22 protein-coding genes and 1 pseudogene are annotated in these 19,301 nt (G+C 63.0%); 21 read left to right on the top strand and 2 right to left on the bottom strand.

What is annotated here, in order from left to right; genetic code table 11:
* Positions 1-8: 8 nt before the first annotated feature.
* From JQ507_23890 to JQ507_23790, 21 genes and pseudogenes are all read left to right on the top strand, one after another.
* Positions 9-254: a hypothetical protein gene (locus tag JQ507_23890; protein ID QRI67979.1), complete on the top strand. Its 246-nt coding sequence runs from the start codon at positions 9-11 to the stop codon at positions 252-254.
* 339 nt (positions 255-593) lie between these two features.
* Positions 594-1,556: a hydrogenase gene (locus JQ507_23885; GenBank protein QRI67978.1), complete on the top strand. Its 963-nt coding sequence runs from the start codon at positions 594-596 to the stop codon at positions 1,554-1,556.
* Positions 1,557-1,620: 64 nt separating this feature from the next.
* Positions 1,621-3,219 carry a nickel-dependent hydrogenase large subunit gene (locus JQ507_23880; GenBank protein ID QRI67977.1) on the top strand — a complete coding sequence of 533 codons (1,599 nt, stop codon included), beginning with the start codon at positions 1,621-1,623 and terminating at the stop codon, positions 3,217-3,219.
* A gap of 94 nt (positions 3,220-3,313) precedes the next feature.
* Positions 3,314-3,625 (top strand): hypothetical protein, encoded by a 312-nt coding sequence (locus JQ507_23875; GenBank protein QRI67976.1) that lies wholly within the window; start codon positions 3,314-3,316, stop codon positions 3,623-3,625.
* A gap of 38 nt (positions 3,626-3,663) precedes the next feature.
* Positions 3,664-3,972 (top strand): hypothetical protein, encoded by a 309-nt coding sequence (locus JQ507_23870; GenBank protein QRI67975.1) that lies wholly within the window; start codon positions 3,664-3,666, stop codon positions 3,970-3,972.
* Between the two features lie 78 nt (positions 3,973-4,050).
* Complete coding sequence (locus JQ507_23865; protein ID QRI67974.1) at positions 4,051-4,539, top strand: hydrogenase maturation protease; 489 nt, start codon at positions 4,051-4,053, stop codon at positions 4,537-4,539.
* Positions 4,536-4,856, top strand: coding sequence for a hypothetical protein (locus JQ507_23860; protein QRI67973.1), 321 nt, complete (start codon positions 4,536-4,538; stop codon positions 4,854-4,856). Before JQ507_23865 ends, JQ507_23860 begins: the two co-directional genes overlap by 4 nt.
* 96 nt (positions 4,857-4,952) lie before the next feature.
* Positions 4,953-5,915 (top strand): annotated as a pseudogene (locus JQ507_23855) (hypothetical protein).
* Between the two features lie 68 nt (positions 5,916-5,983).
* Positions 5,984-6,193, top strand: coding sequence for a hypothetical protein (locus JQ507_23850; GenBank protein ID QRI67972.1), 210 nt, complete (start codon positions 5,984-5,986; stop codon positions 6,191-6,193).
* A 12-nt stretch (positions 6,194-6,205) separates the two neighbouring features.
* On the top strand, positions 6,206-6,430 hold the full coding sequence (locus JQ507_23845; protein ID QRI67971.1) for a hypothetical protein: 225 nt from the start codon (positions 6,206-6,208) through the stop codon (positions 6,428-6,430).
* Positions 6,431-6,459: 29 nt separating this feature from the next.
* Complete coding sequence (locus tag JQ507_23840) at positions 6,460-7,329, top strand: NifU family protein (GenBank protein ID QRI73482.1); 870 nt, start codon at positions 6,460-6,462, stop codon at positions 7,327-7,329.
* Between the two features lie 2 nt (positions 7,330-7,331).
* The gene (locus tag JQ507_23835; protein ID QRI67970.1) at positions 7,332-8,534 is read left to right on the top strand and encodes an NHL repeat-containing protein; all 1,203 of its coding nucleotides are present in this window, start codon (positions 7,332-7,334) and stop codon (positions 8,532-8,534) included.
* A complete protein-coding gene (gene hypF / locus JQ507_23830; GenBank protein QRI67969.1) occupies positions 8,531-11,002 on the top strand; it encodes a carbamoyltransferase HypF in 2,472 nt (823 codons plus the stop codon). Before JQ507_23835 ends, hypF begins: the two co-directional genes overlap by 4 nt.
* Positions 10,972-11,253: a HypC/HybG/HupF family hydrogenase formation chaperone gene (locus JQ507_23825; protein ID QRI67968.1), complete on the top strand. Its 282-nt coding sequence runs from the start codon at positions 10,972-10,974 to the stop codon at positions 11,251-11,253. Before hypF ends, JQ507_23825 begins: the two co-directional genes overlap by 31 nt.
* 12 nt (positions 11,254-11,265) lie before the next feature.
* Positions 11,266-11,958 carry an SIS domain-containing protein gene (locus JQ507_23820; protein ID QRI67967.1) on the top strand — a complete coding sequence of 231 codons (693 nt, stop codon included), beginning with the start codon at positions 11,266-11,268 and terminating at the stop codon, positions 11,956-11,958.
* A complete protein-coding gene (gene hypD / locus JQ507_23815) occupies positions 11,955-13,088 on the top strand; it encodes a hydrogenase formation protein HypD (GenBank protein ID QRI67966.1) in 1,134 nt (377 codons plus the stop codon). The genes JQ507_23820 and hypD overlap by 4 nt, the downstream gene beginning before the upstream one ends.
* On the top strand, positions 13,085-14,152 hold the full coding sequence (hypE, locus tag JQ507_23810) for a hydrogenase expression/formation protein HypE (GenBank protein ID QRI67965.1): 1,068 nt from the start codon (positions 13,085-13,087) through the stop codon (positions 14,150-14,152). Before hypD ends, hypE begins: the two co-directional genes overlap by 4 nt.
* Before the next feature lie 10 nt (positions 14,153-14,162).
* Positions 14,163-14,504: a hydrogenase maturation nickel metallochaperone HypA gene (locus JQ507_23805; GenBank protein QRI67964.1), complete on the top strand. Its 342-nt coding sequence runs from the start codon at positions 14,163-14,165 to the stop codon at positions 14,502-14,504.
* The gene (hypB, locus tag JQ507_23800; GenBank protein QRI67963.1) at positions 14,504-15,547 is read left to right on the top strand and encodes a hydrogenase nickel incorporation protein HypB; all 1,044 of its coding nucleotides are present in this window, start codon (positions 14,504-14,506) and stop codon (positions 15,545-15,547) included. The genes JQ507_23805 and hypB overlap by 1 nt, the downstream gene beginning before the upstream one ends.
* A gap of 34 nt (positions 15,548-15,581) precedes the next feature.
* Entirely contained in the window at positions 15,582-16,280 is a 699-nt protein-coding gene (locus JQ507_23795) for a sulfite exporter TauE/SafE family protein (protein QRI67962.1), read from the top strand.
* Positions 16,211-16,642, top strand: a complete 432-nt coding sequence (locus JQ507_23790) for a TonB-dependent receptor (protein ID QRI67961.1) — start codon at positions 16,211-16,213, stop codon at positions 16,640-16,642. The genes JQ507_23795 and JQ507_23790 overlap by 70 nt, the downstream gene beginning before the upstream one ends.
* Before the next feature lie 134 nt (positions 16,643-16,776).
* Here JQ507_23790 and JQ507_23785 read toward each other — a convergent pair whose 3' ends face one another.
* Together JQ507_23785 and JQ507_23780 are read right to left on the bottom strand one after the other, a co-directional pair.
* A complete protein-coding gene (locus tag JQ507_23785) occupies positions 16,777-17,622 on the bottom strand; it encodes a fumarylacetoacetate hydrolase family protein (GenBank protein QRI67960.1) in 846 nt (281 codons plus the stop codon).
* Between the two features lie 21 nt (positions 17,623-17,643).
* The gene (locus tag JQ507_23780) at positions 17,644-19,158 is read right to left on the bottom strand and encodes a bifunctional 3-(3-hydroxy-phenyl)propionate/3-hydroxycinnamic acid hydroxylase (GenBank protein QRI67959.1); all 1,515 of its coding nucleotides are present in this window, start codon (positions 19,156-19,158) and stop codon (positions 17,644-17,646) included.
* Positions 19,159-19,301 lie beyond the last annotated feature (143 nt).

Here is a 19,301-nt window from a genome sequence, read left to right as displayed (position 1 = left end):
GGTGTCTCATGCCGGATGACAGTGATTCTGACGGCGATCACCCAGAGGCTGAAATCGTCCGCTTTCCGCAATCCCGCGCGCAGCCTCCGGGGAGCAATGCTCCCTTCAGGGAGTTGGGGCTCAGCAGCCTGTCCAAGAAGCTGGGCCTGCCCGAGCGCCAGGCCACCGGCCATTGGTGCAGCCGCTGCCACGGGATCTGGTACGGATATCTGCTCGAGGTGAGCTGTCCGGTTTGTGGCAACCGTCACGGCTAGAGCATTTTCGATTCTGATGGAATCAGAACAGAAGCTCCGGCTCGTAGGATGGACGGGTTTTCTTCGCACGAACCAGCAGCCACTTCGTTCGAAAACGCTATGGGCGTTCGATCGGCTCGTCGCGCGGCGGTCGGCTTTTTGAAAACCATCTTGTCATTGCGAAGATAGTTTGCAGCGTCGGCGCTCGTGAAAATGCGTCAGTGCTATTGCATCATTCCGCGCAAGTCATTGCTTTGACTTGGACATCCCATTCGATAGCGACGCGGCACGCGACTTGCAAATTTCGCTAGCGCGAGACGGCGCCAGCGCGCGCCTTTTGAACAGACTTGGGAGGGAATGATGGCCAATCTGCTGTGGCTTCAAGGCGGCGCGTGCTCCGGCAATACGATGTCGTTCCTCAATGCCGAAGAGCCGAGTGCGTGCGATCTCGTTACCGATTTCGGCATCAACGTGCTCTGGCATCCGTCGCTTGGCATGGAGCTCGGCGACAATCTGAAGAAGCTGCTGAACTCGCTCACGTCGGGCCAGCTGCCGCTCGATATCTTTGTGTTCGAGGGCACGGTCGTGAATGCACCGAACGGAACGGGCGAATGGAATCGCTTCGCCGGCCGGCCGATGAAGGATTGGGTCGCCGACCTGGCTAAGGTCGCGTCCTACACGGTGGCAATCGGCGACTGCGCGACCTGGGGCGGGATTCCGGCAACGGCACCAAACCCGTCGGAAAGCGAGGGACTGCAGTTTCTCAAGCGCAAGCACGGCGGCTTCCTGGGCACCGGCTACAAGTCGAAGGCGGGCTTGCCCGTCATCAACGTACCCGGATGCCCGGCGCACCCCGACTGGATCACGCAGATCGTCGTGGCGGTCGCGACCGGGCGCGGCGGCGATCTCTCACTCGACGAATTCCAGCGGCCGAAGACCTTCTTCACCAGCTTCACGCAGACCGGCTGCACGCGCAACATGCACTTCGCCTACAAGGTTTCGGCGACCGAGTACGGTCAGCGGAAGGGCTGTCTGTTCTATGATCTGGGCTGCCGCGGTCCGATGACGCATTCGCCCTGCAACCGCATTCTCTGGAATCGCCAGTCGTCGAAGACGCGGGCGGGGATGCCGTGCATGGGCTGCACCGAGCCCGAGTTCCCGTTCTTCGAGTTGATGCCGGGTACCGTTTTCAAGACGCAGACCGTGATGGGCGTACCGAAGGACATGCCGACCGGCGTCGACAAGGCCGGCTACATCAAACTTACCGCAGCAGCGAAAGCGGCATCTCCAGCCTGGGCCGAAGAAGACATCTTCGTCGTTTGACGGGTGTTCGTCGGACGGATCGCGAGAACATCTTCACACCCCAGATTAAACAGGATGAACTCAAATGCCATCAGCTGTTCAAACTCTCGATATCTCACCCGTCGGCCGCGTCGAGGGCGATCTCGACGTTCGTGTCGACATCCAGGACGGCGTCGTCGTCGACGCCTGGACTCAGGCCGAACTGTTTCGGGGCTTCGAGGTGATCCTGCGCGACAAGGATCCGCAGGCAGGCCTCGTGGTGACGCCGCGCGCTTGCGGCATCTGCGGTGCGTCGCACCTGACTTGTGCCGCATGGGCGCTCGATACCGCGTGGCAAACCGAGGTGCCCCGCAATGCGATTCTGGCACGTAATCTCGGCCAGATCGTCGAGAGCCTGCAGAGCCTGCCGCGTCATCACTATGGGCTCTTCATGATCGACTACACCAACAAGAACTACGCGAAGTCGAAATTCTACCAAGAGGCGGTCAAGCGGTGGGCGCCGTTCACCGGCACCAATTACGAGATCGGCGTCACCATCTCCGGAAAGCCGGTCGAGATCTACGCGCTGCTCGGCGGCCAATGGCCGCATTCCAGCTACATGGTGCCCGGGGGCGTGATGTGCGCGCCGACCCTCACCGACGTTACCCGCGCATGGTCGATCCTGGAATATTTCCGCCGCGACTGGATGGAGAAGATCTGGCTCGGCTGCTCGCTCGAACGCTACGAAGAAATCAAGTCCTATGACGATTTCAAGGCCTGGCTTGACGAGAAGCCCGAGCATGCCAATTCCGATCTAGGCATGTTCTGGCGCATGAGCGAGGATTGCGGCATGGACAAGTTCGGCCACGGTCATGGCCGGTTCATTTCCTGGGGATATCTGCCGCACGAGGACAAGTACCAGAAGCCGACGATCGACGGCCGCAACGCTGCGCTGATTATGAAGAGCGGGGTCTATGACGGTAAGACCGACCAGTTCAAGCTGATGGATCAAAAGTACACCCGCGAGGACACCATGCACGCCTGGTATGACGAGCCCGGCGGCCTGCATCCGTTTGACCGCACCACCGTCCCGACGCAGAAGAACACCGTCGACATGTCGGGCAAATACTCTTGGGCGACTGCAGTTCGGCACGAAGAAAACGGCCGGCTCGAGGCCGGCCCTCTGGCGCGGCAGTTGGTCGCCGGCGGCAAACACGGCGAATCCTGGCAGCACCACGATCCGGTGGTACTCGACATGTACAAAAAGCTGGGCGGCGCCAGCGTAATGCTCCGCCACTTCGCGCGGATGCACGAGGGCGTCAAGCTGTATCGCCAGGCCGAGCACGCGCTGCGCGAGTTCAAGCTGAACGACCCATGGTACATCAAGCCGACCGAGCGGGACGGCCGTGGTTGGGGGGCTACGGAGGCGATCCGCGGGGCGCTCTGTCATTGGATCGAGGTCAAGGACGGCAAGATCAAGAACTATCAGATCATCGCGCCGACGACGTGGAATGTCGGACCGAGATCGGCCGACGGCGTTCGCGGCCCGATGGAGCAGGCCTTGATCGGCTCGCCGATTAAGGATGTCCATGATCCGGTCGAGGTGGGGCACGTCTGCCGCTCCTACGATTCCTGTCTGGTATGCACCGTTCACGCCCATGACGCGAAGACCGGAGAGGAGTTGGCCCGGTTCAGAACCGCCTGATGACTCAAAGGCGGGCAAAGTGGAGTACGTCATGATTGATATCGGGGCGCGCTGCCCTGATAGTGTCGAACGGATATCCTGAAAGGCAGCATCGATGGGGTCCGATAACGGGGCGGTGCTCAAGGCGATTGCCGATATGCTCGGGAAGGGGCTCGAAACGCAGGTCGAGCCCTTTCCGGAGACCGAAAAGGAGTTCGCCGATATCCTGAACCAGTTGCGCCAGCTCGATCCGAAGGATCTGAAGAGCAAACTGGTTGTCGGCGGCTTCCTGGATCATCCGTACGGGCCGGACAGGCAACGCTGCCTCGAATGCATGTATTACCTGGTGCATCGGAGGTGGTGCGATCTGCCCGAACTCGCCGTTCCGGTCGAACCGGAATGGTGGTGTCGCTTGTGGCGAATCTAGCTGCCTCGAAACATCGGTCGGGATGCGAGGAATGAGCTATGAGCAGCGAGGGCTTGCGCGCCGAAATCAAATTCCTGCTCGAAAGCGGTCTCAAGACCGAGGTTTTTCCGCGCGCCGATACCCACGAGGAGGTGCAGTCGATCGTTGGCCGACTGAAATCGGCCGGCGACGACCTCAAATCCAAGCTCGTGATCAGCGGCTTTACGCTTCATGCGATCACGCATGGCGACATCGAGCAGCCCTGTGAGACCTGCATGTACTACAAGGTCCATCAGCGCTTCTGTGAATTGCCAGAGCTCAACCTCCCGGTCGAGCCCGGGTGGTCGTGCAGACTCTGGCGGATCTGACCGGGTGGCTCAAGGCAGTTTACCGGGCTGCGTCCGGATGCGCCGGATCACCAACACGTCGAGCCCAGGGTAGCTGTCGTGATCGCTGTAATCGGATGCGGAAACTCCAATCGCCTGGATGACGGTGCCGGCATCGAGGTGTTGCATCGGCTGCGGGCGCGCGGCATCGGCACGGATGAGCAGCGCGTCCGTCTGCTCGCCGCCGGGACGGACGGCATGGCAACAATGTTCGCTGCGCGCGGCTGCCGGAGCCTGATCATCGTCGACGCATGTCGCTCGGGCTCCGACCCGGGGGCGGTCTTCGAGGTGCCGGGCGACGAGTTGGAGCAGCCCTACCAGCCGTCACTCAATCTGCATGATTTTCGCTGGGATCACGCCCTGTACGCCGGTAGGCAGATCTTTCGTGAGCAATTCCCTTCCGACGTGGTGGTGCTGCTCATCGAGGTGCAGACAACCGAGCTTGGGATCGGTCTCTCGGAACGGGTTGCGTCCGCGGTTGCCAGAGTGACGGATCGCGTTGAGGTGCTGATCAGATCGCGCCTTGTTGTGCAGGGTGAAACCGGATGAACGCCGGATCGGCCGTCACCCTGAAGCGCGGCGCGCTTTATCTGGGCTGCGACGTCTGCGACCGCTATTTCGCCGGGCTCGAGGCGGTCATTCTGCTGCGCCGCGGTCAGGATCTCTGCATTCTGCCAGTCAAGCATGCGGCTGCCGGGGGCTATCTCCTCAAGCTGCGCAACAAGGCCGGTGATCGTGTCGTGCACGCGCCGGACTTCTTCCGCGAACACGGCATCGACGACAACGCAGTGCTCGACCTTTCCGTGGTCTGGTCGACGGAGCAGGCGGCCCTGGTATCGGCTGGCGTCTTCGGACTGCAAACTTAGTTTTCAATTCGTATAACATGTAGACATCGAGCGGAAGCCAGCGCTAAAGTGACTTCCAAGCAGAACGTGCGTGAGACGCACGACAGGGAGGAGCCGGTGGCCGCGAGCCTCATCGCAGACGAAATCCGTGCCGCGCTCTCGGCCGCAGATGATGCGGATGCGACGCCGGCCGAACGCGCGGAGATGCTGATGGAGATCGCGATGGGGCTGCAGCAGCAGCCGAAGTCACCCGATCAGTTGCAGTCCGCAATCGCGCTGTATGACAAAGCCCTCACGGTTTGCCCGCAAGACATGCACCTATTGCGCGCGCGCATTCTGGCACGCAAGGCCACCGCACTGCAGGCGATCCCGGAACAAGGTACGACGGCGCTCGAGCAGGCACGCGCAACGTTCGAAAACGCGATGCCGTCGCTGATCGAGTCCGGCAAGCCGGAAGAGATCGCCGAGGCCGAAATGAATCTCGGCCTGGTGATTCAAAATCTTGCCGGCGCCGGCCGGGCGCGGATCACCGACGCGATTTCGGCCTATCAGCGTGCACTGCGTGTCTTCACCAAAAGCCAATACCCGCGTGAATTCGTCATTCTGCAGAGCAATCTCGCGACCGCCTTCCTATCGATGCCGATGACGGACGAGCGCGGAAAGATGCGCGAAGCGCTTGCCGTGCAGGCCTTCGAAGAGGGCCTCAAGGTCGTCAATCTGATCGATTATCCGACCGAATATGCGATGTTGCAGAACAACCTCGGCAACGCGCTGCAATACGTCTCGTCGAGCCATACGCTGGAAAACAATCTTCGCGCGCTCGACGCCTATGACGAGGCGCTGAAGGTCCGCACGCGCGAGACCACGCCGCTGGAATACGCCAACACGATCTCCAACAAAGCCAATTGCCTGTGGAATTTGCCGGACGATCCGGCAAATCCGGATGTCGGCAACCGCGCCAACCTCACCCTGGCGAATGCCTATTACCGCGAGGCGCGCGCCGTCTTTGTCGAGCACGGCGACCTCGAGAAGGCGCGCATCGTCACCGAGGCCGTCGATCAGACCCAGCGCGAGTTGCTGATGTTGCCGGCGACGAACGGTCGCGGTGCGCAGCAATCCTTGAACTCATCAACAGGAGTCTCGAAGCAATGATGCCTACACTGACGCCTCTGGCGATGGTCTTAGCCCTCATCGCGAGCGCGCTCGCGTCGGTTGCCGGCGGCGCCGCCGGCGGCATGCTCGTCGGCGGCAAGGTCCTGGGAAATGAACTCGCAGCGATGATGGGAGGGTTTTACGGGCCGCTTGCCGGGGTCGCGGGCATCGTGATCGGCATCATCGTTCTCGCAATCATCGGCTGAGGAGTTTCCTCGATGTGGGAAATGACGAAAAACTCCATCGTGTTGTTCTTCCGCGGCAAGTTGTTCGCTGATCCACGCATGGTCACCAGGCAATTGGCGATCGGCATCGTCGTCACCGCGATCCTGTTTGTCGGCCTCGCCAAGGCCGGCGCACCACTGTGGCTGGCCGCGCTGGTGGCGGCGCTGCTCGGCGGCGGCTTGCAGCCCTACCTGTTCAAGGATCTGAGATACCTCTGAGGACATCGAAGACAACCGGTGAGTTCAGGATGAACGTCCACGACATGGCCTCGACGATGCGTACCGACCTCACCGGGTTTCTTGGCGACGTCGAGCGTCTTGAGACCATCTTCGCGACTTGGGACGAGAACCAGCAGGCCGCGGTCGGCGCCTACAAGCTTGCGATCGAACAGTTGCACGGCGAGGCGCTGCGGCGGCTGATCCGGAGCCTGAAGACAGACCCGGCTGCGCTTGTTGCTATGAAGAATGCGCTGGCCGACGAAATCGTCTACGCGGTGCTGCGGCGGCATGAGATCGTCAAGCCGAGCCTGAACGAGCGCGTCGAAGCGGCGCTTGACGGTGTCCGCCCGATGCTTGCGTCGCACGGTGGCGATGTCGAACTCGTCAAGGTCAGGCCGCCCGTCGTCGAGGTGCGCTTCATCGGTGCCTGCGACGGATGCCCGGCCTCCGCGCTGACGTTTCACGCCGGGGTCAAGAAAGCGGTTCAGGAAGGCTGCCCGGAGATCACCGAGATCATCCAGGTGAAGGGACTGGGCGGCCCGGAAGAAAACGGCGTTCGCTTCGTCAGTCCGTTCGCCCTCGGAGCCAAGGGCGATTGGATCGCCGCCGGCTTGCTGTCGGAGATTCCCGATGGCGGAATCCGCTCAACCACCCTTGGCGGTGAAAGAGTCCTGCTGTCGCGCAATGGTGCGACCGTCACCTGCTTCCAGGACGCGTGTGCGCATCTCGGTTTCCCGATCCATGACGGAGAGATCGAGAACGGCATAATCACCTGTCCGCATCACGGCTTTCAATACGATCTCGCCAGCGGGGAGTGCCTGACCGCACCGGAGGTGCAGTTGCAATCGCACGCTGTGCGCGTGATCGGCGCACGAATCGAAGTGAGGATTTCGAAATAGCCATGCAGGTCTCGTTCGCACCGAACAGATTGCAAAAGGCCCCGCTCCGGGCCGGCGACAACCATGTGGCGCGGCCGTTGCTGTCGCTGCGCGGCGCGCACGTGGTGCTCGGCGGCGAGGCGTTGGCGAATGGGCTGGCGAAATCGATCGTCCCGGGCGCCGACACCCTGTTCGGACCGCGCGGCGCGTGCCTGGCGAACGAGCACGGCCCGCTGTTCGTCTGCGATACGGGGCATCACCGGCTGATGATCTGGCGCAAGCCGCCATCCGGCGATCAGGCTGGCGCCGACCTTGTGATCGGCCAGCCGGATTTCTCGCGCGAGGGACGCAACGCCAAGGGCGAGGTTGGCGCTGCCACGCTCAATATGCCGACCGGAGTTGCGGCCCGCGACGGCATATTGGCGGTCGCCGATGCCTGGAACCATCGCGTCCTGATCTGGCATGGCTATCCCGCAACCTCGAATCAACCTGCCGACGTTGTGCTGGGCCATGCCGACTTTAGCGGACATGTTGCCAATCGCGGCGCCGGCGTGCCGACCGCCGCGACCCTGAACTGGTGCTATGGCGTCGCGATTGCCGACGGGAAGCTCATCGTTGCCGATACCGGCAATCGCCGCGTGTTGGTCTGGAACGCGATTCCGTCGGTGAACGGTGCTGCGGCCGATCTGGTCCTCGGTCAGCGCGATTTCATCACACGCGACGACAACGCCGGCGAAGCCGGCGGTGCGCTCGGCATGCGCTGGCCGCACGGCATCGCGGTCGCGGGTGGCATGCTGTTCATTTCCGACGCCGGCAACAACCGGGTGATGGCATGGAGACATTTTCCCGGCGCGAACGGCAGCGCATGCGATTTCGTGATCGGGCAAGCCGACTTCATGGGGCTCGATCACAACCGCGCCTTCTACCATCCGAACTCAAGCGCACTGAACATGCCGTACGGTCTGACCGTCCATGACGGCATGCTTGTGGTGGCGGATACCGCAAATTCCCGCCTGTTGGGCTTCGAGCTCGATGGTCTCGGGATGGACTCGCCAGCTATCGCGCTGGCCGGGCAACGGCTGTTTTCGGAAAAGGGCGACAATCGCTGGCGCGCCGCCGGCCGCGACAGCGTGTGCTGGCCGTATGGTGCTGCGGCCTGCGGCAATCTGCTGGTCGTGGCCGACGCCGGCAATAATCGCATTCTACTTTGGGAGGCTGCGCCGTGAGCCGCCGTGCCAACATCGCCGCAGCAGACGGCCGTCTCGCCGTCGAGATCAGGGTGCGGGGCCGCGTGCAGGGCGTTGGCTTCCGGCCGACCGTCTGGCGCTACGCGCGCGACCTGGACCTTTCCGGTGAGGTGCTCAACGATTCCAGCGGCGTGCTGATCCGCGTCTTCGGCAGCGCGTCGGCGGTTGAGGCGTTGATCGCGCGGATCCGGCGCGATCCGCCGCCGCTCGCCCGCATCGACGCGATTGACACGCAACCCTATTTCGGCGAACTCGCGGCCGCGTTCACCATTGCCGGCAGCCTTGGAGGCCGTGTCCATACCCAGGTTGCGCCGGACGCGGCGATCTGCGCGGCCTGCGCCGAGGAAGTCGCCAGTCCGTTCGAGCGGCGCTACCGCTATCCGTTCACCAATTGCACCCATTGCGGGCCGCGGCTCAGCATTGTCGGCGGCGTTCCCTACGACCGCGCCAACACCAGCATGGCGCCATTCGACCTGTGTCCGGCCTGCCGCGCCGAATATGATAGCCCGGCCGATCGGCGCTTCCACGCTGAAGCCATTGCCTGTCACGTTTGCGGCCCGAAGGCGAGGCTGGTCCGGTTCGACGGCAGCGCGTTCGGCTTCGACCAGTTTTCAATGATGGACGATGTCGACGCTGCCTGCGGCTTGATGAAGAATGGCGAGATCGTCGCCATCAAGGGCATCGGTGGCTATCAGCTCGCATGCGACGCCACCAAGGCCGATGTGGTGGCGCGGCTGCGGCAGCTCAAGCACCGCGACGCCAAACCGTTCGCGCTGATGGCGCGGGATCTCGACGTGATCAGGCGGTATTGCAGCGTCGGTGCAGCGGAGCAGGCGCTGCTTGCCGGGCCGTCGGCGCCAATCGTGCTGCTGCGCGCCGATGGCATCGAGAAGCTGCCCGAAGTCGTCGCGCCAGGCCTCGCGACGCTCGGCTTCATGCTGCCGACTACGCCAATGCACCTCCTGATGCTACGGCGGATGAACAGACCGGTGGTGATGACCAGCGGCAATCTGTCGGACGAGCCGCAGGTGATCTCCGACCAGGAAGCGGCCGAGCGGCTCCGCGGCGTTGCCACCTACGTACTGACCCACAATCGCGAGATCGCCAATCGGATCGACGATTCGGTGGCGTGCGTCGTTGCCGGGCGGGTGCGCGTGCTGCGCCGGGCCAGGGGGTACGCGCCCGAGCCGATCACTCTGCCGAGGGGCTTCGAAGCCGCGCCTGAATTGGTGGCGACGGGTGGTGAGCTGAAGTCGACGTTCTGTCTGGTGAAGGACGGGGCGGCGATCCTGTCGCAGCATCAGGGCGATCTCGAGTATGTCAGGACCTTCGACGATTATCGGAACAATCTCGCACTGTATCAAAAGCTGTTCGACCATGCGGCCACAGCCTTGGCCGGCGATCTGCATCCGGAATATCTGTCCTCGAAACTCGCGCGCGAGCGTGCAGCTACCGATGGGCTGCCTTTGCTGGAAGTGCAGCATCACCACGCCCACGTCGCGGCTTGCCTCGCCGAGAACGGTCATCCGCTCGACGGGCCGGCGGTGCTCGGCATCGTGCTCGATGGGTTGGGATGGGGTGGCGACGACACGCTATGGGGCGGCGAATTCCTGCTCGCCGACTACCGCAATTATCAACGTCTCGGAACCTTCAAGCCGGTCGCGATGCCGGGCGGTGCGCAGGCGGCCCGTGAACCCTGGCGAAATCTCTATGCCCATCTCATGGCCGAGATGGCGTGGCCCGCCTTCACGATGAACTTCGAAGACCTCGACGTACACGCCTATCTCGCGAGCAAGCCGCGGGCAACGCTCGACACGATGATCAAAAACGGCATCAATGCGCCGCTTGCTTCGTCCTGCGGGCGGCTGTTCGACGCAGTTGCTGCCGCGCTGAATATCTGCCGCGAGCGGCAGGGCTATGAAGGCGAAGCCGCCGCGCGCCTGGAAGCCATAGTCGACGAAGACACGCTGCGCAACGAGGACGATACCCTCGGCTATCCCATGAGCATCCCCAACCTGCGTGGCTCCGGCTTGCCCTATATCGAGCCGCTGGCGATGTGGAACGCGGTCCTCGGCGATCTCATCCTGAAGACGCCGGCGCCCGTGATGGCAGCGCGGTTCCACAAGGGCTTGGCGAGATCCATCGTCGCGATGACGCGAAGGCTCGCCAGCGGAGAGGATGAAACTGGTCCCCGGCGTTTCGCGACGGTCGCGCTGTCCGGCGGCTGTTTCCAGAACCGCATCCTGTTCGAGGAGGTCAGCCGTCGCCTCGAAAGCCACGACTTCACCGTACTATCGCATGCGCAGGTGCCCGCCAATGACGGTGGCCTGGCGCTCGGGCAGGCCGCAATCGGCGCTGCCCATCTCATCAGTTCAAGCAACAACCTTATAAAAAACCACCCGGAAGGAAACGCGCCATGTGTCTCGGCATTCCCGGACGGATCGTAAAAATCGACGACGCCACAAGGAAGCTCGCAACCGTCGATGTCGGTGGCGTCAAGCGGCAGGTTAATATTGCATGCATCGTCAGTGACGAGCATCCGGTGGACGCCTGCGTAGGCGACTGGGTGCTCGTCCACGTCGGCTTCGCGATGAGCCGGATCAACGAGCAGGAAGCGGCGCTGACTTTGCAGATCCTGACCGAACTTGGCGAGGCGCAGGCCGAGATCGAAGCGATGCGGTTGTCGGCGGCCGAATAGGAGGCTTTGACCATGTCAAACGATGCTGACCTCCAGGCGCTCTATCCTTTCCTGCACGGCCAGCCCCAAGCGCCGGCGCGGCTCGACGAGATGCTGTTGCATTCGGTCGAGGAGAAGGCCCGCGATTCCCGCAACACCAATGCGCGCTTCTTCGGAGAGCATGCGCCCATCCTCGTTGCGGCCGCCAAGGCGCTGGCCAACGTTTATCGCGGTGGGGGACGCATGTTTTCGATGGGCAATGGCGGCTCGAGTTGCGATGCCTCTCACGTCGCGGTGGAATTCGTGCATCCGATCACGGCCGGACGTCCAGCGCTTGCGGCCACTAATCTGGTGGCGGATCTCGCGATGATCTCGGCGGTCGGCAACGATCTCGGCTTCGAGCACGTCTTCGTCCGTCAGTTGCTGGCGCAGGCGAGGGCAGGAGATGCGCTGATCGGCATTTCCACCAGCGGAAATTCTGCGAATCTGATGTCGGCGTTCGCCAAGGCAAAGGAAATGGGCCTCGTCACCATCGGGCTCGCCGGCGGCGATGGCGGAAAGATGAAGTCGTCGGGTGCGGTCGACTTCTGTCTGGTCGTTCCGACCACGTCGATCCACCGTGTCCAGGAATGTCACGTCGCGGCCTATCACATCCTGTGGGACCTGGTTCACACGCTGCTGGCCGACGACCGCGGCTCGGCAGCCACCAAGGGAGCCGCCGCATGAAGTATCTCGACGAATTTCGTGACAGCGGCAAGGCGCGGGTCTTGATCAAGGAGATCGAGGCGCTGGTCGCGACCATGCGGATGCCAGCGGAGCGGCCGCTCTACATCATGGAAGTCTGCGGCGGTCATACCCATTCGATCTTCCGCTACGGCCTCGAAGGGATGCTGCCCAAGGAGATCGGGTTGATCCACGGACCGGGCTGCCCGGTCTGTGTGCTGCCGATGGGCCGCGTCGACGACTGCGTGTCGATCGCCGAACATCCGAACGTCATCTTCACCACGTTCGGTGATGCGATGCGGGTGCCCGGCTCGAAGAAGAGTCTGCTGCAGGCCAAGGCCGAGGGCGCCGATGTGCGGATGGTGTACTCGCCGATGGACGCGCTGGCGCTGGCGCGCAACAATCCGGACCGCGAGGTGGTGTTCTTCGGGCTCGGCTTCGAGACCACGATGCCGTCGACTGCGTTGACAATCCTTCAGGCGGAAGCAGAAGGCATTGGCAATTTTTCGGTGTACTGCAATCACATTACGATCGTGCCGACCATCAAGGCGATTCTCGACAGCCCGGGCCTGCAGCTCGATGGCTTCCTCGGGCCCGGTCACGTCTCGATGGTGATTGGCACCGCGCCTTACGAGTTCATCGCAAAATTCTACCGGAAGCCGATGGTGATTGCCGGCTTCGAACCGCTCGACATCCTGCAATCGATCTGGATGGTGTTGAAACAGATCAAGGACGGTCGGACCGATATCGAGAACCAGTATGCGCGCATTGTGCCTGATGGCGGCAATGCCCCGGCGTTGCGGGCCGTCTCGCGGGTCTACGAGCTGCGCGAGTTCTTCGAGTGGCGTGGGCTCGGCTCGATCGATCATTCGGGCGTCAGGCTGCGCAAGGCCTATGCGCATTTCGACGCCGAGCAGAAATTCGCAATCCCGAACGCGAAGATCGCGGATCCGAAGTCGTGCCAATGCGGTGAAGTGCTGAAGGGCGTGATCAAACCCTGGCAATGCAAGGTATTCGGCTCGGCCTGCACGCCTGAAACGCCGCTCGGCGCGCTGATGGTGTCCTCGGAGGGGGCTTGTGCGGCGTACTACCAGTATGGCGGGGTCGAGCGCTACAAGGAGGAGGCGGTATGAACGTCGCACCGTTTATCCGTTCCCGCCGGCGCGGCAAGGTCAACGTCGACACGGTGACGCTTGCGCATGGCGGCGGCGGCAAGGCGATGAAGGACCTGATCGACGACGTGTTCGTCGCCGCATTCGACAATCGCGCGCTGGCACCGCTGGAAGACCAAGCCCGGATCGACCTCGCCGGGCTTGCAAGCCACGGCGACAGGCTGGCGTTCACGACGGATTCATTTGTGGTCGATCCGCTGTTCTTTCCCGGCGGCGATATCGGCGAGCTCGCGGTGTGTGGAACGGTCAACGATCTCGCGGTCGGCGGGGCGACTCCGCTTTATCTGTCCTGCGCCGTCATCGTTGAAGAGGGGACGCGCGTCGATGTGCTGCGCCGGGTTGCTTTCTCGATGGCGAGGACGGCAATGCAGGCCGGCGTACAGATTGTCACCGGCGACACCAAGGTGGTGCAGCGCGGGGCGTGCGACAAACTGTTCATCACTACGACGGGAATCGGCATGATTCGAAAAGGGGTCGCGCTCGGCGTCGATATGGCCATGCCGGGCGACGTCGTGCTCGTCAACGGACTGCTCGGTGATCATGGCGCGGCGATCCTGTGCGCGCGCGGCGATATGGCGCTCGACACTTTGATCGAAAGCGATTGCGCCTGCCTGCATGGCCTGATCGACAGGTTGCTGACGGCCGCGCCCGGCATCCGCTTTCTGCGCGATGCGACGCGGGGCGGGCTTGCGACCGTCCTTAACGAGATCGCCGATGCTTCGCGGGTCGCGATCGAGATCGACGAGGTCGGCACGCCGATCCGCGAGGAAGTCAAGGCATTCTGCGAGATCCTGGGGCTTGATCCGCTCTATCTCGCCAATGAAGGCAAGATCGTGGTGATCGCGCCGCCGGAGCAGGCCGACGCAGCGCTGGCGGCGATGCGAGCGCATCCGCTCGGTGCGTGCTCTGCGATCATTGGGCGCATCGATCATGGGGAGCCGGGCCGCGTCACTATGCGGACCGTGTTCGGAGGGCGGCGAATCGTCGACATGCTGGTTGGCGAGCAGTTGCCCCGGATCTGCTGAGGGTATCGCCATGCATGAACTCGGCATCAGCAGGAACATCGTCGCCATCGTCGGCGATGCCGCAAAAGGGCGCCGCGTCCGGCGTGTGACGCTCGAGATCGGAAAATTGTCGGGCGTGATGGCAGACGCGATCGTGTTCTGCTTCGAGACCGTTGCACAGGGAACGGCGCTCGAAGGCGCAACGCTTGAGATCAGGCAGGTCGAGGGCAGAGCGCGTTGCAACGGCTGCGGCGTCGAATTCGTCACCGAAACGCTGTTTGCTTCCTGCCCCTGCGGTTCAAACCGGCTGACACGATTGCAGGGTGAGGAATTGAACATCAAGAGCATGGAACTCGAAGCGGGGATCGCCTGATGTGCGGACATTGCGGGTGCGGAGACAAGACCGGAGCCACCATCCACAACCTTCAGACCGGGGAGACGATGACGATGGGCGCGCATTCACACGATCACGGACATCACCATGAGCATGACCACGTTCACGCTGATGGCACCCGGCACAGCCACCATCATGACCATGGCCACGATCATCAGCACGGTCACTCCTACCGGCATGATCACGTCCACGCCGACGGGACCCGCCATAGCCATGCCCACGGCGAACATGATCACAGCCATGCTCACGAGCACGATCATGCTCATGCCGATGGCACGAGGCACAGCCACGCCCACGATGACGGGCATCATGACCACGGCCACGATCACGACCATCACTCGCATGCAGACGACAGTGTCGTTGAACTCGAGACGCGCATCCTCGCCAAGAACGATGCGCTGGCGGCGAAGAACAGGGCCTGGTTCGCAGGCCGGGAAATTCTCGCGCTGAACCTGGTCAGTTCGCCGGGAGCCGGCAAGACCACGCTGCTGGAGCGAACGATTCGCGATCTCCAGGGTGAGCTCAAGCTCTATGTGATCGAGGGGGACCAGGCGACCGTGAACGATGGCGAGCGGATTCGGGCTGCGGGTGCGCCTGCCGTGCAGGTCAATACCGGCGCTGGATGCCATCTCGAGGCCGACATGGTGGCACGTGGCCTCGCGGCGTTGAGGCCTGCGTCAGGCTCCGTCGTCATGATCGAGAACGTCGGAAACCTCGTCTGCCCGGCGATGTTCGATCTCGGCGAGCGAGCCAAGATCGTCATTCTCTCAGTGACTGAAGGAGAGGACAAGCCGCTGAAATATCCGCATATGTTCCGCGCGGCCGAGCTCATGATCCTCAACAAAACCGATCTGTTGCCTCACGTCGATTTCGACGTGGCCCGTGCCATCGCCAACGCCCGCGAGGTCAATCCGGATATCAGGGTGTTTCAGGTGTCCGCACGGAGCGGCGAGGGTCTGCTGGACTGGTATGGCTGGCTGCGCGGCGAACTCGTGAAGAGCCGCGAATCCGCGTTCGCCTGAGGGGACTTGTCCATCAAACGAAATCGGAGAGCGCATGTTCGGGGTCCTTGGACTCGGTTTCTTGCTCGGAATGCAGCATGCGCTCGAAGCCGATCATATCGCGGCGGTGTCGAGCATTGCTGCCCGGCGGACCGATGTCAGTGATATCGTCAAGCACGGTCTGACGTGGGGACTTGGCCACACGCTGACCTTGTTCGTCTTTGCCGGTGCCGCGATCGTGATTGGTCACGCAATTCCGGAGCAATTGGCGCGCCCGCTCGAGACTGCGGTGGGCGTGATGCTGGTCGGCCTGGGTGCCCACGTTCTTTGGCGACTGTGGTGCGACGGCGTGCATTTTCACCAGCACGGCCATGACGACGGTACGGAACACTTCCATGTCCACAGCCACGTCAATGAACCGATCCCCCATCAGAAGAGTTCGCACGAACATCAGCATGGTTTCCGCTGGCGCTCGCTGCTGGTCGGCTTGATGCATGGGATGGCTGGTTCGGCTGCGCTTCTCGTCCTTGCAATCGCGCAGGCGAAAGATCCCGTCTACGGGATTTTCTACGTTCTGCTGTTTGGCATCGGTTCGATGCTCGGGATGGGCGCCTTGTCGACTCTCATCGCGGTACCGCTTGCGGTTTCCGCACGGTCGCTGACCTGGGCCAATCGTAGCCTGCAATGTCTGGTAGGCGCGGTCACCATCGGGATTGGTGCGATGACGATCTACTCAACGGCGTCGGTAGGATGAATTGCGTCAATGCCTATGTGGTGAAGAGCCAGCTCGACCTGTTCAACGACTTCACCTGTTTCCTGACCAATCCGGTGCTTGGCGATCAATTCCATCAGCATGACGACCGCGTGATGCTTGGCGTCAACGCCTCGCGCACGTTGCTCGGCTCCTTCGCTGGCCTTTCGATGGAGACGACTTTCGGGATGCAGACGCGCTACGACGATATCGCACTGGCCCTGACCGATGCCTGGCAGCGCAGCGTCCTTGCCAATGTCAGGAGTGACAAGGTCAGCGAAGCATCGGTCGGCGTCTATGCGCGGAACACGGTGCGCTGGGCCGACCGGCTGCGCACCACGGTCGGCCTGCGCGGAGATTTCTAGCGCATCGTCGATCGATGATCGGATATTACTGATCATGTGACTCCTCTAAGGCACGTGCCTGACTACGCCGCTTGGTGATCGGGGGTACAACCCGCTCCGGATCGGGACCGGAGCGAGTCAGCCAGGCCGGTGCTTTACTCAGCGATCACGGAGTTCTGGAGGACGCCGATCCCGGAGATTTCGACCTCGACAGTGTCACCGGGCTTCATCCATAGCGGCGGCGTGCGCTTCAAACCGACACCGCCGGGCGTGCCCGTGACGATGACGTCACCGGGGACCAGCGGGCAGATCGTAGAGATGTAGGTGATCAGCTCGGGGATTCCGGTGATCAACAGATCGGTCGTCGTGTGCTGCACGACGGTGCCGTTGAGGCGGGTCTGCAACGTGAGCTTTGACGGATCGGGGATTTCGTCCCTCGTCACCAGCCAAGGGCCGAAGCTGCCGCTGTTGGCAAAGGTCTTGCCGGAAAGAAACTGGCTGGTATGCCGCTGCCAGTCGCGGACGCTGCCCTCGTTGTAGCAGGCGTAGCCTGCGACATGGTCGAGCGCTTGGCCGGCCGGGATGTGGCGTCCTTCCTTGCCGATCACCAGCGCGAGCTCGCCCTCATAGTCGAAATTGTCGCTGACCTTCGGCCTGACGATCGGCTGCATGTGGCCGACCTGGCTGCAGGCGAAGCGCGCGAACAGCGCCGGCTTCTCGGTGACGGTGCGGCCGGTCTCGGCGACATGGTCCCGGTAGTTAAGACCGACACAGATGATCTTGCCGGGGTCCGGGATGACCGGCGCGAAGGCGATCTTGTCGATCGCGCGGTCGGCCGCGTTGGCTGCGACCAATGCGGTCGCTTCGGCGACGCGGTTGGTCTCGAGCAACTGCCGTAGCGAGGCGCATTCGGGCATGCGCGCACCGAGATCGACGACGCCGTTGTCCTTGACGGCGCCAAAGGAGGCACGGCCGTCGGCGACGAAAGAAAGCAGCTTCATAAGATATCCTAGCGAATGTGTTCAGGCCGCGGACGGCACGTGGGTGGGATGGTTGATGGCGGCGGCGAGCCGTTCGAGTTCCGCGTCGTTTCGGGCGGTACCGAGTACGTAGCGGTCAGGCCGGACGAGAGCGGCTTTGAGGCCGTTGTCGCGCAACCAAGTGCCGACGCCCGCGGTCGTGTCGCCAGTGATGATCGACACGCCGGCATCGCCGAACGCGCGTTGCAACGGGGACGGGATGACGCCGGCGGCCTCGGTGAGCAGGACGTAGGCGTAGCCGATGGCGTCGTCGCTGCGACGGCCGTCGGGCATAGTGAATTGCGGCGCGAGATGCCCGGCCAAAGGCAGATCCGACGGCGCAAGGCCGGGGCCGAGCAGGGGCTTCTTCACCTCGAGCTTGACTGGCGCCTTCTCGCGAGCCCGGCCGGCGGCGAGGCCGGCTTCGACTGCCTTGGTGTTGATCAAGCCGCCGAGCCGGATGGCGAGCTCGACGAATTCGCGGACATGCGGCTGGCGCTCGCTCTGATAGGTATCGAGCAGGCGGCCGTCGGCATGGCGGCCAAGGATCGCGCTGAGCTTCCAGGCGAGGTTTGCGGCGTCGCGGATGCCGGCGCACATTCCCTGACCCAGGAAGGGCGGGGTCTGGTGGGCTGAATCACCTGCGAGCAGCAGGCGGCCGTCGCGCCATTTCTGCGCGATGGTGGAATGGAAGGTGTAGACAGCGGCGCGCTCAAGCTCGGCATCCTCGGGCGTGATCCAGCGCGACAGCAGCTCCCAGACCTTCGCCGGCTGGGTGACCTCTTGTGAAACCTCGTCGGGCAGAACCGTGATCTCCCAGCGGCGGCGCGTGCCGGTGCCGCGCACATAGGTGGCGGGCCGCCGGGGATCACAATGCTGCAGGCTGTAATCGCCGAGATCGTCGCGAGCTCGCTTCAGCAGAACGTCGACCACGAGCCAGCGTTCGTGGAAACCCAGATCGTCCATGCCGGAGCCGATGAAGCGGCGCACCAGCGAGCGGGCGCCGTCGCAGCCGATCACATACCCAGCGCGCACCTCGGCGAGCTGCCCGTTGGAGAGGTCTTCGTAGCGCACGCGCACGCCGGTCTCGTCCTGGTCGAGAGCGAACACGTCGCATCGGTTGCGCATCGTCACGTGCGGCCAACGCTGCAGGCCGCCGATCAGCACCTCCTCAAGATCGGGCTGATGAAAGCGATAGCTGAGATTCCAGCCCTGCGGGGTGAGCGTCAGCGGACGCGACCAATCCAGCAGCATGCGGCCGTTGGCGTCGAGAAAGAGCATGCCGGGGCTGAGGATCACCTGCGGCAGGATCGCATCGGCCAGACCGATGGTCTGGAACACGCGCATGCATTCGTCGTCGAAGTGTACAGCGCGCGGGAGATGGTGGGCGCGGGCTTCGCGCTCCAGCACTAGCGTCCGCACGCCGCATAGGCCGAGCAGATTGGCGAGCGTGGCCCCGACGGGCCCGCGGCCGACGATCACGACATCATAGCTCTGGGAAGCGGATCCATCCTGCATGACGCCATCTGTTTCTCAGCCGCGCTCCACTTTCAACATCGAGTCGCCAACTGTCCGCGCAGCGGACGAGGCTGCGCTGCTCGGTGGCTTGTCCGCCAGCCGGACAGCTTCGCGATAATGCTACTCGCGGGCAATCCGGTTTC

The organism is Bradyrhizobium sp. PSBB068, assembly GCA_016839165.1.
Classification (GTDB): domain Bacteria; phylum Pseudomonadota; class Alphaproteobacteria; order Rhizobiales; family Xanthobacteraceae; genus Bradyrhizobium.
The sequence above is the reverse complement of the archived record's forward strand: the minus strand, read 5'-3'. Positions and strand labels throughout refer to the sequence as shown.